At 67.0% G+C, this 13200-nt stretch carries 11 protein-coding genes, 2 tRNA genes and 1 pseudogene; 8 read left to right on the forward strand and 6 right to left on the reverse strand.

From position 1 onward, the window contains the following. Positions 1-21 precede the first annotated feature (21 nt). Positions 22-225 carry a DNA-directed RNA polymerase subunit omega gene (gene rpoZ, locus ACVMK0_RS06000; protein ID WP_045535747.1) on the forward strand — a complete coding sequence of 68 codons (204 nt, stop codon included), beginning with the start codon at positions 22-24 and terminating at the stop codon, positions 223-225. Between the two features lie 129 nt (positions 226-354). Further along, the gene (locus ACVMK0_RS06005; RefSeq protein WP_476463255.1) at positions 355-2613 is read left to right on the forward strand and encodes a RelA/SpoT family protein; all 2259 of its coding nucleotides are present in this window, start codon (positions 355-357) and stop codon (positions 2611-2613) included. Here ACVMK0_RS06005 and greB read toward each other — a convergent pair. Then, positions 2552-3151: a transcription elongation factor GreB gene (gene greB, locus ACVMK0_RS06010; RefSeq protein ID WP_250960873.1), complete on the reverse strand. Its 600-nt coding sequence runs from the start codon at positions 3149-3151 to the stop codon at positions 2552-2554. The two genes, ACVMK0_RS06005 and greB, sit on opposite strands and share 62 nt — an antisense overlap. Positions 3152-3329: 178 nt before the next feature. Here greB and ACVMK0_RS06015 point away from each other — a divergent pair, with 178 nt between their 5' ends. Further along, positions 3330-4211 carry an alpha/beta fold hydrolase gene (locus ACVMK0_RS06015; protein ID WP_476463256.1) on the forward strand — a complete coding sequence of 294 codons (882 nt, stop codon included), beginning with the start codon at positions 3330-3332 and terminating at the stop codon, positions 4209-4211. On the opposite strand, the gene ACVMK0_RS06020 is transcribed toward ACVMK0_RS06015, so the two are convergent. After that, the gene (locus ACVMK0_RS06020; protein ID WP_045535751.1) at positions 4208-5041 is read right to left on the reverse strand and encodes an undecaprenyl-diphosphate phosphatase; all 834 of its coding nucleotides are present in this window, start codon (positions 5039-5041) and stop codon (positions 4208-4210) included. The two genes, ACVMK0_RS06015 and ACVMK0_RS06020, sit on opposite strands and share 4 nt — an antisense overlap. Before the next feature lie 140 nt (positions 5042-5181). Between ACVMK0_RS06020 and ACVMK0_RS06025 the strand changes: the two genes are divergently transcribed. After that, positions 5182-5257: transfer RNA gene (locus tag ACVMK0_RS06025), tRNA-Thr, on the forward strand. On the opposite strand, the pseudogene queG reads toward ACVMK0_RS06025, so the two are convergent. Next, positions 5256-6383, reverse strand: a pseudogene (gene queG / locus ACVMK0_RS06030) (tRNA epoxyqueuosine(34) reductase QueG); the annotation flags it as partial. The gene ACVMK0_RS06025 and the pseudogene queG overlap by 2 nt on opposite strands. On the opposite strand from queG, the gene tsaE reads away from it, so the two are divergent. The 4 genes from tsaE (at position 6348) to ACVMK0_RS06050 (ending at position 9163) form a co-directional block, all read left to right on the forward strand. Further along, positions 6348-6914 (forward strand): tRNA (adenosine(37)-N6)-threonylcarbamoyltransferase complex ATPase subunit type 1 TsaE, encoded by a 567-nt coding sequence (gene tsaE / locus ACVMK0_RS06035; protein ID WP_476463257.1) that lies wholly within the window; start codon positions 6348-6350, stop codon positions 6912-6914. The pseudogene queG and the gene tsaE sit on opposite strands and share 36 nt — an antisense overlap. Then, complete coding sequence (locus ACVMK0_RS06040) at positions 6911-8401, forward strand: N-acetylmuramoyl-L-alanine amidase (protein WP_034114379.1); 1491 nt, start codon at positions 6911-6913, stop codon at positions 8399-8401. The genes tsaE and ACVMK0_RS06040 overlap by 4 nt, the downstream gene beginning before the upstream one ends. Before the next feature lie 136 nt (positions 8402-8537). Further along, positions 8538-8611: transfer RNA gene (locus tag ACVMK0_RS06045), tRNA-Gly, on the forward strand. A gap of 63 nt (positions 8612-8674) precedes the next feature. Further along, positions 8675-9163 carry a methylated-DNA--[protein]-cysteine S-methyltransferase gene (locus tag ACVMK0_RS06050; RefSeq protein ID WP_476463258.1) on the forward strand — a complete coding sequence of 163 codons (489 nt, stop codon included), beginning with the start codon at positions 8675-8677 and terminating at the stop codon, positions 9161-9163. Positions 9164-9208: 45 nt separating this feature from the next. Here ACVMK0_RS06050 and ACVMK0_RS06055 read toward each other — a convergent pair whose 3' ends face one another. From ACVMK0_RS06055 to pheS, 3 genes are all read right to left on the reverse strand, one after another. Further along, on the reverse strand, positions 9209-9523 hold the full coding sequence (locus ACVMK0_RS06055) for an integration host factor subunit alpha (protein ID WP_476464654.1): 315 nt from the start codon (positions 9521-9523) through the stop codon (positions 9209-9211). Positions 9524-9628: 105 nt separating this feature from the next. After that, on the reverse strand, positions 9629-12058 hold the full coding sequence (gene pheT, locus ACVMK0_RS06060; RefSeq protein WP_476463259.1) for a phenylalanine--tRNA ligase subunit beta: 2430 nt from the start codon (positions 12056-12058) through the stop codon (positions 9629-9631). A 57-nt stretch (positions 12059-12115) separates the two neighbouring features. Next, positions 12116-13186, reverse strand: a complete 1071-nt coding sequence (pheS, locus tag ACVMK0_RS06065) for a phenylalanine--tRNA ligase subunit alpha (protein ID WP_045535755.1) — start codon at positions 13184-13186, stop codon at positions 12116-12118. Positions 13187-13200: the final 14 nt, after the last annotated feature.

Consider the following 13200-nt stretch of genomic DNA (forward strand, 5'->3'; position numbering starts at 1 on the left):
ATTCACTTCAATACGCACCCCATGGCCCGCATCACCGTCGAAGATTGTCTGGAAAAAATCCCCAACCGCTTTCAGCTCGTGTTGGCCGCCACCTACCGGGCGCGCATGCTCAACCAGGGCCACACCCCCAAGGTCGAGAGCAAAAACAAAGCGGTGGTGACCGCCCTGCGCGAAATTGCCGACGGCAAAATCGGGCTGGAAATGCTCAAAAAAGTACCCTCCTGAATCCGGTACCGAACCTCGTACCCAGCCCGGCACCCAGCCCAGCATGGGGCCGCTCGGCCACGCGAGCGCCGAGACTATAGTGGCGTCCGTCATGCAAGCCCAAGCCAAAGCGGCTAAAGTAGCGGGATCATGAGCGAGCATGCCATCGCCACCACCGAAACCGGCGCCTCGGCCGCACCGCAGGCCTTGGTTGCGGCCCGCTTTTCCGCGCTCGAGGCGGCTTTGGATTACCTCAGCGCCGCCGAAATCGAACAAGTGCGGCAGGCCTTTCGCTTTGCCGACCAAGCCCACGCCGGGCAGTTGCGCAACAACGGCGACCCCTACGTCACGCACCCGATTGCCGTGGCGCTGCAGTGCACCGAATGGAAACTCGATGCCCAAGCCCTGTGCGCGGCGCTGATGCACGACGTGCTCGAAGACTGCGGCTGCACCAAAGACGATCTGGTGCAAGCCTTTGGCCCCCAAGTGGCCGATCTGGTTGACGGCCTGACCAAGCTCGACAAGCTCGAATTCGACAGCCGCGAGCAAAACCAAGCCGAATCTTTTCGCAAAATGCTGCTGGCGATGGCGCGCGACGTGCGCGTGATCCTCATCAAGCTGGCCGACCGCACCCACAACATGCGCACCCTGGGCGACATGCCGCGGCGCAAATGGGGCCGCATCAGCGCCGAAACGCTCGAAATCTACGCCCCCATCGCGCACCGGCTGGGCCTGAACAACAACTACCGCGAACTGCAAGACCTCGCCTTCAGGCACCTGCACCCTTGGCGCTATCGGGCGCTCTCCAAAGCGCTAGACAAATCGCGAACCCGCCGCAAAGACCTCGTGGCCAAGGTGCGCGGCGAGATCGAGGGCGCGTTTTTGCGCCACGGCCTCGAGGCGCGCATTGTCGGGCGCGAAAAAACGCTCTACTCGATCTACAACAAAATGGACAGCAAGCACCTGTCCTTTGCCCAGGTCACCGACCTGTACGGTTTTCGCGTCATCCTGCCCGAGCTGCTGGATTGCTACCGGGCGCTGGGCATCTTGCACCAGATCTACAAACCGCTGCCGGGCAAGTTCCGCGACTACATCGCCATCGCCAAGATGAACGGCTACCAGTCGCTGCACACCACGCTGGTCGGGCCATTGGGCGCCAACATCGAATTCCAGTTGCGCACCCCGGCGATGGACGTGGTGGCCGAATCCGGCGTGGCCGCGCACTGGCTCTACAAATCCGGCGCGCCCGACGCCCAAGCCGCCATCGAGCCCGATGCGCAGTGGCTGCAATCGCTGCTCGACATCCAGAACGTGACGCACGACGCGGCCGAATTTTTGGACCACATCAAGATCGACCTGTTCCCGGATTCGGTCTATGTGTTCACGCCCAAGAGCCGCATCCTCACGCTGGCGCACGGCGCCACGGTGGTGGATTTTGCCTACACCATCCACTCCGACGTCGGCAACCGCGCCATTGGGGCCAAGGTCAACGGCGAACAGGTGCCCTTGAGCACCCGGCTCAAAAACGGCGACGTGGTCGAAATCCTCACCTCGCCGCACGCGCAACCCAACCCGGCGTGGCTCGGATTCGTTAAAACCGGGCGCGCGCGCTCCAAAATCCGCCACCACCTCAAAACGCTGGCCCTCGAAGAATCGCACGCGCTGGGCGAGCGCTTGCTGCTGCAGGCGCTGCGCGCCGAGGGTTTCATCGGCCTGCCCGACGACGCCGACGAAGCGCACCAAGCGGCGTGGGACAAACTGCTGCGCTTTGCCTGCAACCGCAACCGGCGCGAGCTGCTCACCGACCTCGGGCTGGGCAAGCGCATCGCTGGCATGGTGGCCAAAAAACTGGCCGCGCTGCTGGGCGAGATCGGCCACAAGCCCGATGTGCTGCTCATCAGCCAAGAGCGCTACGGCATCGCCGCCGCCGACCAAGCCAGCCAGGGCGTGGTCTCGCTCGACGGCAGCGAAGGCGCTTCGGTGCAATACGCCGACTGCTGCCTGCCGATTCCGGGCGACCGCATCGTCGGCTATCTGGGCAAGGGCGACGGCTTGGTGGTGCACACCGACGACTGCCCCGTCGGCAAGCGCCTGCTGCACCGCGACAGCGAGCGTTTCCTCGAGGTGGAGTGGTCCGAGGAGCCCACACGACCGTTCGAAACCAGCGTGCTCGTGACCGTGAACAACGGCACCGGCGTGCTGGCCAAGGTGGCGGCGGCGCTGGCGGCGGCGGATGCTGACATCACGCACCTGCACATGGGCGACGAGCGCGGCCAAAACACCATCGACCTGCGCTTTGCGCTGGCGGTGCGCGACCGCGTGCACCTGGCCCAGGTGCTGCGCCAGCTCAAGCGCACGGCGTCGGTGGTGCGGGCGCAGCGCCTGCGTCCACAGCGGCCGGGTAGCTGACTTCCAGCACCTCCAGCAGCTCCCAACCCGCCGGGGTGTGCACCCGCACCTCATCGCCCACCCGCGCTTTGAGCAGCGCCTGCGCCACGGGTGCTACCCAGCTGATCTGCCCCAAGCTCGGTTCGGCCTCGTCGATGCCCAAAATCTGCACCGTGGCCTCGCTGCCGTCGGCGCGCGCGTAGCGCACCCGAGCACCAAAAAACACCTGCTCGCTGCCGTGCTGTAGGCTGGGGTCGACCACCACCGCGATGTCGAGGCGGCGCGTCAGGAAGCGGATGCGGCGGTCGATCTCGCGCAGGCGCTTCTTGCCATACAGGTAGTCGCCGTTTTCTGAGCGGTCGCCGTTGCTGGCGGCCCAGTGCACCACCTCGACCACGCGCGGGCGCTCGACGTCGAGCAGGTGCAGCAGCTCGGCGCGCAGGCGCTGGTGGCCGGCGGGTGTGATGTAGTTTTTGCCGCCAGCGGGCAGCGCGGCGGCGCCGAGGGCGTCGTCCTCGCCGTCGTCGGCATCGGTTTCTTTGGTGAAGGCTTTGCTCATGGCACGGGCCGCATTGCGGGCTAAAAAACAGATTGGCTTGGTGTCGATTGTGCGACATGGGCTAGGCGCAGCACCAGCGCTTTGGGGGTGGCGCACGCAGCGGATCAGCGAGAATCAGCGCTCTGCTCCAGCCCCTTTGTACCGCCGTTTTGACCCTTCGCTTCACCCTGCCGTTTTGATGACCCCTTCGCCACCGTCAGCGCCACCGTCAGCGCCACCCCGGATCGTGTTCTCGCACGCCAACAGCTTTCCTGGCCCCACCTACCGCGTGCTGTTCGAGCGCTTGCAGCAGCTGGGCTACTCGGTCAGTGCGCCCGAAAAATTTGGCCACGACCCGGCCTACCCGGTGACCAGCAACTGGCCGCACCTGGTGCAGCAGCTGGCCGATTTCGTGCTGCGCCAGTACCCCAGCGCGGCCGAGCGCGACACGCCTTTGTATCTGGTGGGCCATTCGCTGGGCGGCTACCTGAGCCTGATGTGCGCCGCCAAGCACCCGCTGCTGGGCGGCCAGCCGGTGGCCGGGGTGGTGCTGCTCGATTCGCCCCTGCTCAGCGGTTGGCGTGCCCGCGCCCTAGAAGCCGCCAAGCGGACGCGGCTCATCGGCGCCGTGTCGCCCGGGCAGGTGAGCCGCAAGCGGCGCAACAGCTGGGCCAACGCGGCCGAGGCGCTGGCGCACTTTGCCCACAAAAAAGCCTTTGCGCGCTGGGACCAGCGGGTGCTGCACGACTACATCGAGCACGGCACGCACGAGGTCGCCACCGCACAGGGCAGCCGACGCGTGCTGAGCTTCGAGCGCGAAGTCGAAACCGCCATCTACAACACCTTGCCGCACCACCTCGACCGGCTGCTGCGCCGGCACCCGTTGGCGTGCCCGCTGGCTTTCGTCGGCGGCAGCGATTCGGTCGAGCTGCGCCAGGTGGGCTTGGCGCTCACGCACCAGCTGGTGGGCAGCACGCCCAGCGAGCGGCTGCAAACCATCGAGGGCAGCCACCTGTTCCCCATGGAGCGCCCCGAGGAAAGCGCGGCGGCCATCGACCAGGCGCTGCGCAGCTTTTTTTAGCGCGTCCAGTCCACCCAGCCCATGTAGGCCGTGAGCAGCACCAGCAGCCCAAAGCCGATGCGGTACCAGGCAAAGGGCACAAAAGTGTGCTGCGCCACGTAACGCAGCAGCCAGCGCACGCAAGCCCAAGCCGAAAGCCAAGTCACGACCATGCCGACGGCAAAAAACGGCAGGTCGGCGCGGGTGAGCAGATCGGCGTTTTTGTACAGGTCATAGCCCGCTGCCCCGACCAGCATCGGGATCGAGAGAAAAAAACTGAACTCGGTGGCGGCGCGGCGCGAAAAGCCAAAGGCCATGGCCCCGACGATGGTGGCCCCCGAGCGGCTCACACCCGGCACCAGCGCCAGGCACTGGATCAGCCCGACGGTGAGCGAATCGCGCCAGCCCACCGCGTCGACCTCTTGGATGCGCTGCGGCGGCTGACGCGCCTGCCTGGCCTCGACCCACAGGATCACCAGCCCGCCCGAGATGAAACTGAAGGCCACCACCAGCGGGTTGAACAGCACGCCGGTGATGAAGTCGAAGAACAGCACTCCCAGGATTACCGCCGGCAGGCAGCCGATGACGAGGTTGCTGGTGAAGCGCCAAGCCACGGCGTCGCCACGCGGCAGCCCCTTGGCAGTGTCCAGCAACCGCTCCAGATAGACCGAGACGATGGCCAGCAGCGCCCCGACCTGGATCACAACCTCGAACAGCCGCACCTTCTCGCCGTAGAGCCCGAGCAAGGCCGAGGTCAGGATCAGGTGCCCGGTGGAAGAAATCGGCAAAAACTCGGTGATGCCCTGCACCAGCCCCATCACGGCGGCCTTGAGCAGCAAAACGATGTCCATACGAAGCCAAAAAACGCGAAGGGTGTAGTGTAACTGCCCCCTCCCCCGGCAAGCCCTCACTGCAGCCAGCTCACTGCAGCCAGCCCCCAAGGCAATATAATCAGAGGCTGGGTGGCCGACGCCAGCGCGCCGCCCCGCAAGCCGGAATAGCTCAGTCGGTAGAGCAGCTCATTCGTAATGAGAAGGTCGGGGGTTCGATTCCTCTTTCCGGCACCAATGCCCAGCGCACATGCTCGCGCACCAAGGTGCTCGGGTCTTCGAGCCTGCTGGCCAGCGCTGCTCGTATGGCTTGTACCTGCTCTGGCTCCAGCCCCCCGCCCGCCAACGCATTGCCCAGCGCCACCGCTACGTTGCGCAGCCAGCGCTCGTGGCCGATGCGCCGAATCGGGGTGCCTTCGGTGTGGCGCTCAAAGCCCGCTTGGCTCCAGCCCCAGACGCGCAGCAGCTCGGGCGCTTGCAGGGGCTCCCGCGGCTCGAAATCGGGCACGCGCGCGCGCTGGGCGTATTTGTTCCACGGGCACACCAGTTGGCAGTCGTCGCAACCGTAGATGCGGTTGCCGATCAGGGGCCGCAGCTCGGGCGCAATCGGCCCGGCATGTTCGATCGTGAGGTAGGCGATGCAGCGGCGCGCATCGAGCCGGTACGGGACCACGATGGCCTGCGTTGGGCACACATCGAGGCAAGCGCGGCAGTGGCCGCAGTGGCCGCTGACTGCGGCGCTGGGGGGCAGTTCAAAGTTGAGGAAAATCTCGCCCAAAAAAAACATCGAGCCGGCGTCGCGGCTCAAGGCCAGCGTGTGTTTTCCGCGCCAGCCTAGGCCGCTGCGCTGCGCCAGCTCGACCTCGAGCACCGGGGCCGAGTCGGTGAACACGCGCCAGCTGACAGGGTTCTGCGCCGCCGCACTGCTGTCGGTGGGCGCAGCCGCAGTTGGCCCGCCCTGTTCTTGCAAACCCTGCTCGATGCGCTGGGCCAGCCGCTGCAGCCGCTGACGCAACACCTTGTGGTAGTCGCGCCCCCGGGCGTACAAGGCGACGCTGCCTTGCAAAGGCTGCTGCAAACCATGCCATTCTTGCTCACGCCAATCAGGCCCGTGGCTGCTGGGCAGATAATCCATGCGTGCGCTGATCACGCTCAGGGTGCCGGGTACCAGCTCGGCCGGGCGGGCGCGCTTGAGGCCGTGCGCGGCCATGTAGCCCATCTCGCCGTGAAAGCCGGCCTCGAGCCAGCGCCGCAGCCCGTCTTCGGCGCTGGACAAATCGACGCTGGCCACGCCGATTTGCGAAAATCCCAACTCCCGGCCCCAGCCTTGTATTTGTGTGACGAATTGAGCCGCATCGAACATAACCCTGCGATTGTAGGAAGCACAGCCCCGGCGGCGCAGCCGCTGGCCTGCACAACCCTGCTGCTGGCTGATGAGAGCGCCACGGCTGCGCTCGCTGCCCGGCTGGCCACCTGCGACCAGATCGGGCAGGCGCACTTGCACTGGCATGGCGATCTGGGCAGCGGCAAAACCACCTTTGTGCGCCATCTGCTGCGCGCTTTGGGTGTGCAGGGCCGCATCAAAAGCCCCAGCTACGCCATCGTCGAGACCTACCGCCTCGAAGCGTGCCCGCGCTGGAGCGCCGGCTTGGAGGCCGTGCATGCAGATTTTTATCGATTAATCAACCCTCAAGAGTGGGAAGATGCGGGACTGCGTGAACTTTTTACACAACCCGGACTCAAGCTGGTAGAGTGGCCCCAAAAAGCCGCTGGAATGTTGCCCATGCCCGACCTCGAACTGCACCTCGAAACCCTGGCCGACGACAGCCGCCGGTTGCGGGTGCGCGCGCGCAGTGCACGGGGCGTGCGTCTGCTGGAGGCTTTGCAGGCATGAGGCGCCGCAGCGCCCTGCAGTGGCTGGGCTCGAGCTTGGTGCTCACGCTCGGCGCGCCGCAGCTGGCTTGGGGTGCCACCATCGTGGCCGTGCGCCTGTGGCCGGCGCCCGACTACACCCGCCTGACCATCGAATCCGACGCCGCGCTGCAAGCCACGCCGCACTTCATGACCGACCCGCCCCGGGTGGCGCTGGACCTCGAGGGCATCGAGCTGGCCCCGATGGTGCAGCAGATCACCGGCAAGGTGCGCCCCGACGACCCCAACGTGGCCGCGATTCGCGTCGCGCAGCACGCGCCCCGGGTGGTGCGGCTGGTGGTGGACTTGAAGCGCCCGATCAATCCGCAGGTGTTCCAGCTCACCCCGGTGGCCGCGTTCCAGCACCGCCTCGTGCTCGATCTGTACCCCGTGCAAGCGCGCGACCCGCTGGATGAACTGATTGCGCAGCGCCTGCGCGAGCTCAACGAACCCGCCACGGCAGCCGCTGGAGCCCCCAACGACAGCGCGCCTGTTCCGGCACCCGCTGCGCCCAGCCCCCCCGACCCGCTGGGCGAGTTGATTGCCCGCTTGCCTGACGACCAGCGCGCCGCTGCGCCCAGCCTTGGAACCATCAGGCTGCCGCCCCCTCCGGCTGCGGCCACGCCAGCCCCACCCGCTCAGGCGCAGGCCAACCAGGCCCCCACCAGGCCTTCGACTCCGACCGCAACCGCCTCGGGTGCAAGCCGGCCACGCGCCGGGCCCAGCGGCAGCACCGGCGGCCGCGCCGACCGCCTGATCGTCGTTGCCATTGACGCCGGTCACGGCGGCGAAGACCCAGGGGCCATCGGCCCTGGCGGCACGCGCGAAAAGGACGTGGTGCTGTCGATTGCCCGCAAATTGCGCGATCGCGTCAACCGCACCCAAGTCAACGGCCACACCTTGCGCGCCTTCATGACGCGCGACGGCGACTACTTCGTGCCGCTGCGGGTGCGGGTGCAAAAGGCGCGCCGGGTGCAGGCCGATCTGTTTGTGAGCGTACACGCCGATGCGTTTTTCACGCCGCGCCCACGCGGCTCGAGCGTGTTTGCGCTCAGCGAGCGCGGTGCCACCAGCGCCGCCGCCCAATGGATGGCCAACCGTGAAAACGCCGCCGACAAGGTGGGCGGGGTCAATCTGCGCGAGCAAGAAACGGTGCTGCAGCGCATCATGCTCGACATGAGCACGACGGCGCAGATCAACGACAGCCTGCGCGTGGGCGATGTGATGTTGCGCGAAATAGGCCGTGTCGGGCGCCTGCACAAGCCCCGCGTCGAACAAGCCGGCTTTGCCGTGCTGCGCGCACCCGACATCCCCAGCCTGTTGATCGAAACCACCTTCATCAGCAACCCCGACGAAGAGCGCCGCCTGCGCGACCCGCGCTTTCAAAACCAGATGGCCGACGCCATGCTGCGCGGCATCGTGGCCTACTTTGAGCGCAACCCGCCCTTGGCACGCCGGCGCGAAGTCTGATAACGCGCTGCAGCATGATCCAGCAAATTACCCACAAGCAACCCGCTGGGTGTAAACCACTGGGGGAGCAACCGGCCACAGATCGGTTATGAATCGGTTATGATTCAGGCCCGTTGACCTCGCGCAACGGCCTGTTGCGGGTGTAGTTCAATGGTAGAACGCCAGCTTCCCAAGCTTGATACGAGGGTTCGATTCCCTTCACCCGCTCCACTCGACCGCGTGCTTTCTGCGCGCTACCTCGCGGTTGCATAACCGGGTTTCAGCACCGCCGTCATGCACCAAATCCGCCTCACCTGCCCCATAGGCGAGCTGCTGCTGGTGGCACAACCCGAACACCTGCTGGGCGTTTGGTTTGCCGACCAATCTGGCATTCCCGCTTGGGCCACCGTCGCAGCGCCCAACCCCGAACTCCCGCTGCTGTGCCAAACCGCACTGCAGTTGGAGCAATACTTTGCCGGTGTGCGCCAACGCTTTGATCTGCCGCTCGACCTGAGCCGGGGCAGCGCCTTTGAGCAGGCGGTGTGGGGGGCTTTGGCGGGCATCGCGCCGGGCCAAGTGTGCAGTTACCTAGACATCGCCCGCGCCATTGGGCGGCCGCGTGCGGCGCGGGCTGTGGGTGGAGCGCTGGGGCGCAACCCGATCGGCATCGTACTGCCCTGCCACCGCGTGCTGGGCAGCAAAGGCCAGCTCACCGGCTACACCGGCGGAGTGGCGCGCAAACAGGCTTTGCTCGACTTGGAAGCGCGCTGGGCTGCGGCCTGAAGGGCCTTCAAAAGCATCCCCCTCAAAGCTTACTCAAGACCCCCTTCAAAACCGCTGGGTGGGTGCAGGCGCCGCTTCAGCCTGCGCCGACTCCACCATCCCGGCCTGCACCGCCTCTTTGAGCTTGGGGCTGGCGTGGAACGTGACCACGCGCCGCGCCGCAATGGCCACCGACTCGCCCGTGCGCGGGTTGCGGCCGGGCCTCGGGGATTTGGTGCGCACCTGAAAATTGCCAAAGCCCGACAGCTTCACGTCATCGCCCTCAATCAGGCGTTCGGCGATCTGGTCAAAAAATGCCTCGACCAAATCTTTGGATTCGCGCTTGTTGAAGCCGATTTGCTGGTACAGCAGCTCGGCCATCTGGGCTTTGGTCAGGGTGTTGTCGTCTGGCGCGGTTTCGCTCAGATCGGGGTCGGGCAGGGGCTTGCTCAGGCTCACAACAGAGGTCTCCAGCGGATGGGGTAATCAGGCGCGCAAGCGCGCGTGCAATTGTGCCGACAACGCGGCCAGCACCGACTGCACCACGGCATCGATTTGCGCATCGGTCAGGTTGGCGTCGTCGCGCTCCAGCGTCAGGCGCAAAGCCCAACTCTGCTCGCCTTCGACTAGGCTGCCAGCCCCCGCATTGTGCCCCAGCTTGGGGCGGTAAATATCAAATAAGCGCACGTCGGTGAGCCAGCCGGTGCGGTCGGCGCCGCGCACGGTGGCCAGCAGCTCGGCGTGCGCGACGCGCTCGGGCAGCACCACGGCTAGGTCCCGCTGCACCGGCTGGTGGCGGTGCACCGGTTGCGCCTGCACCAGCTCGCGCTGCAGCAGCGGCTCGAGCTCGAGCTCGAACAGCACCGGGGCCTGCTGCCAGCCCTCGCTCTGGCGCCAGCGCGGGTGCAGCTCGCCGATGTAACCGATCGCCTGCCCGTCGAGCCACACTTGGGCGCAGCGGCCCGGGTGCAGCGCCGGGTGCTCGGCCGGCTCGAAGCGCGCTTGGCGCGGCGCCAGCAGGGCTTGCAGATCGCCCTTGAGGTCGTGGAAATCGACGCTGCGCGCACCCTCGCCCCACTGCAACGGCAGCGCATCGCCCCAGGCCAGTGCCGCCACGCGCAGCGGCTGCGCCACCCCGGCCACGCTGGTGGGGCCGTCGGGCACCGCCGCGTCGTGGCGAAACACGCGCCCGAGCTCGAACACGCGCACGCGCTCGGCCTTGCGGTCGGTGTTGAACTTGAGCACCGCCAGCAAGCTGCCCAGCAGCGAGGAGCGCATCACGCTCATCTGGCTGGCGATCGGGTTGAGCAGGGCGATCGGCTGGGCGTTGCCCGCCCAGTCGCGCTCCCAGCGCTCTTGCACGAAGCTGAAGTTGATGGTTTCTTGGTAGCCCAGCTGCGCCAGTTGGCGCCGCAACGCGTAGGGGCCGCGGCGGCGCTCGGGCTGCGCCAGCGCCGTCACCGGCGCCAGCGGCGGCGTGTGCGGCAGGTGCTCGTAGCCGATCAGGCGCGCCACTTCTTCGATCAGGTCGGCTTCAATCTGCAAATCGAAGCGGTACGAAGGCGGCGTCATGCTCAGGCTGCCCTGCCCTTCGTGCACCTGCAGCCCGAGGCGGCGCAGCGCCTGCGCGCACTGCTCGAGCGTGAGCGGCATGCCGATCACCTTGGCCGCGCGCGCCACCCGCAGCGCCACCGGCTGCGGCTGCGGCAGGTTCAGGATCTGGTCGTCGATCGGGCCGGGTTGGCCGCCGCAAATCTGCACAATCAGCTCGGTGATGCGCTCGAGGTGCTCGACCGTGGTGGCCGGATCGACCCCGCGCTCGAAGCGGTGCCCGGCGTCGGTGCTGAAGTGGTAGCGGCGCGAGCGCCCGGCGATGGCCTTGGGCCACCAAAAAGCGGCCTCGAGATAGACATCGCGCGTGGCGTCGCTCACCGCTGTGGCTGCCCCGCCCATGATGCCGGCCAGCGACTCCAGCGCCTGCGCGTCGGCGATCACGCCCACCGTTTCGTCCACGCTCACCGTTTGGCCGTTGAGCAGCTGCAGCGTCTCGCCGGCGCAGCCCCAGCGCACCTGCAAGCCGCCCTCGATGTGCGCCAAGTCAAAAATGTGGGAGGGGCGGCCGAACTCGAACATCACGTAGTTGGAGATGTCCACCAGCGCCGAAACGCTGCGCTGGCCGCAGCGCGCCAGCCGCTGCACCATCCAGGTCGGGGTGGCGGCGCCGGCGTTGATGCCGCGCACGATGCGGCCGCTGAAGCGCCCGCACAGATCGGGGGCAAGCACTTGCACCGGCAGCACCTCGGTGTGCGTGGGGGCCACCCGCGGCCAGGCCGGGGTGTGCAGCGGCGCCCCGGTGAGCGCGGCCAGCTCGCGCGCCACGCCATAGACGCTCAGGCAGTGCGCCAGGTTGGGGGTGAGCTTGAGGGTGAAAATTTGATCATCGAGCTGCAGGCAGGCGCGCACGTCTTGCCCCAGCGGAGCGTCGGCGGGCAGTTCGAGCAAGCCGCTGGCGTCGTCGGCGATGCCCAGCTCCTGCGCCGAGCACAGCATGCCGTGGCTGGCCACGCCACGCAGTTGCCCGAGCCCAATGTGCAGCGGCTCGCCGTCTGGCCCCGGCGGCAGCACCGCCCCCACACGCGCGCACGGCACCACCATGCCCGCGCGCGCATTGGGCGCACCGCAGACGATCTGCAAGCGCTCGCCGCCGCCCACATCGACTTGGCAGACGCGCAGCCGCTCTGCCTGTGGGTGCGGCTCGAGGTGCTCGATGCGAGCCACCACCACGCCGCTAAAAGGCGGCGCGGCGGGGCGGCGCTCTTCGACCTCCAGGCCGGCCATGGTCAGGGTGTCGGCCAGCTGCTCGCTGCTCAAGGGGGGGTTGCAAAATTCGCGCAACCAGGATTCGGGGAATTGCATCGTGTGCTCTCGGGCGGGGCATTGAGGGGGGTCAACGAACGATGGGCGGCGCCAAACTCATTGAAACTGGCGCAAAAACCGCAGGTCGCCGTCGAAAAACAGGCGCAAATCGGCCACGCCGTAGCGCAGCATGGTCAGGCGGTCGGGCCCCATGCCAAAGGCAAAGCCGATGTAGCGCTCGGGGCATAGCCCCATGTTGCGCACCACGTTGGGGTGCACCTGACCCGATCCCGCCACCTCGAGCCAGCGCCCGGCCAGCGGGCCAGACTGAAACTGGATGTCGATCTCGGCGCTGGGCTCGGTGAAGGGAAAGAAGCTGGGGCGAAATCGCAACACCAGATCGTCGGATTCGAAGAAGGTGCGGCAAAAATCGGTGAACACGAACTTCAGGTCTTTGAAGCTCACGTTTTCGCCGATCCACAGCCCCTCGCACTGGTGGAACATGGGCGAATGGGTGGCGTCGCTGTCCACGCGGTAGGTGCGGCCGGGCGCAATCACGCGGATTTCGGGCATGGCGCCGTCAAACAGCGCGGCGGCATCCGCCCCCGCCAGCTGCTTGTGGCGCTGCACGTGTTGCAGCGCGTGGCGGATCTGCATCGGGCTGGTGTGGGTGCGCAGCAGATAGGGCTCGGGCTGCTCGCCCACCTGCACGTAAAAGGTGTCGTGCATCGAGCGCGCCGGGTGGTCGGCGGGCGTGTTGAGCGCGGTGAAGTTGAACCAGTCGGTTTCGATCTCGGGGCCGTCGGCGACCGCAAAACCCATGGAGCCAAAAATGGCCTCGATGCGCTCCAGCGTCAGGCTCACCGGGTGCAGGCCGCCGCTGCCGCGCTGGCGCCCGGGCAGCGTCACGTCCAGCGCCTCGGCCTGCAACTGGCGCTGCAGTTCGGCCTCGGCCAGCTCGGCGCGGCGCTGGTTGAGCGCGGCCTCGATGGCCTGCTTGCTTACATTGATGGCCGCGCCCCGGGTCTTTTTCTCGTCCACGCTCAGGCTGGCCAGCCCTTTCATGAGTTCGGTCAGGCGGCCGCTCTTGCCTAGGTACTGGGCCTTGGCGTTTTCGAGCTCGGCGGGGGTGTGGGCCTGCGCGAACTGCGCGCGCGCCGATTGCAGCAGGGTGTCGAGTTCGTTCATCGCATTGCATCCGA

The organism is Serpentinimonas sp. SSL01, from assembly GCF_056323735.1.

Bases quoted from the DNA above. Each gene is read 5' to 3' on its own strand.
- rpoZ (WP_045535747.1), top strand. From the start codon at position 22: ATGGCCCGCATCACCGTCGAAGATTGTCTGGAAAAAATCCCCAACCGC.
- ACVMK0_RS06005 (WP_476463255.1), top strand. From the start codon at position 355: ATGAGCGAGCATGCCATCGCCACCACCGAAACCGGCGCCTCGGCCGCA.
- greB (WP_250960873.1), bottom strand. From the start codon at position 3,151: ATGAGCAAAGCCTTCACCAAAGAAACCGATGCCGACGACGGCGAGGAC.
- ACVMK0_RS06015 (WP_476463256.1), top strand. From the start codon at position 3,330: ATGACCCCTTCGCCACCGTCAGCGCCACCGTCAGCGCCACCCCGGATC.
- ACVMK0_RS06020 (WP_045535751.1), bottom strand. From the start codon at position 5,041: ATGGACATCGTTTTGCTGCTCAAGGCCGCCGTGATGGGGCTGGTGCAG.
- ACVMK0_RS06040 (WP_034114379.1), top strand. From the start codon at position 6,911: ATGAGGCGCCGCAGCGCCCTGCAGTGGCTGGGCTCGAGCTTGGTGCTC.
- ACVMK0_RS06050 (WP_476463258.1), top strand. From the start codon at position 8,675: ATGCACCAAATCCGCCTCACCTGCCCCATAGGCGAGCTGCTGCTGGTG.
- ACVMK0_RS06055 (WP_476464654.1), bottom strand. From the start codon at position 9,523: ATGGCCGAGCTGCTGTACCAGCAAATCGGCTTCAACAAGCGCGAATCC.
- pheT (WP_476463259.1), bottom strand. From the start codon at position 12,058: ATGCAATTCCCCGAATCCTGGTTGCGCGAATTTTGCAACCCCCCCTTG.
- pheS (WP_045535755.1), bottom strand. From the start codon at position 13,186: ATGAACGAACTCGACACCCTGCTGCAATCGGCGCGCGCGCAGTTCGCG.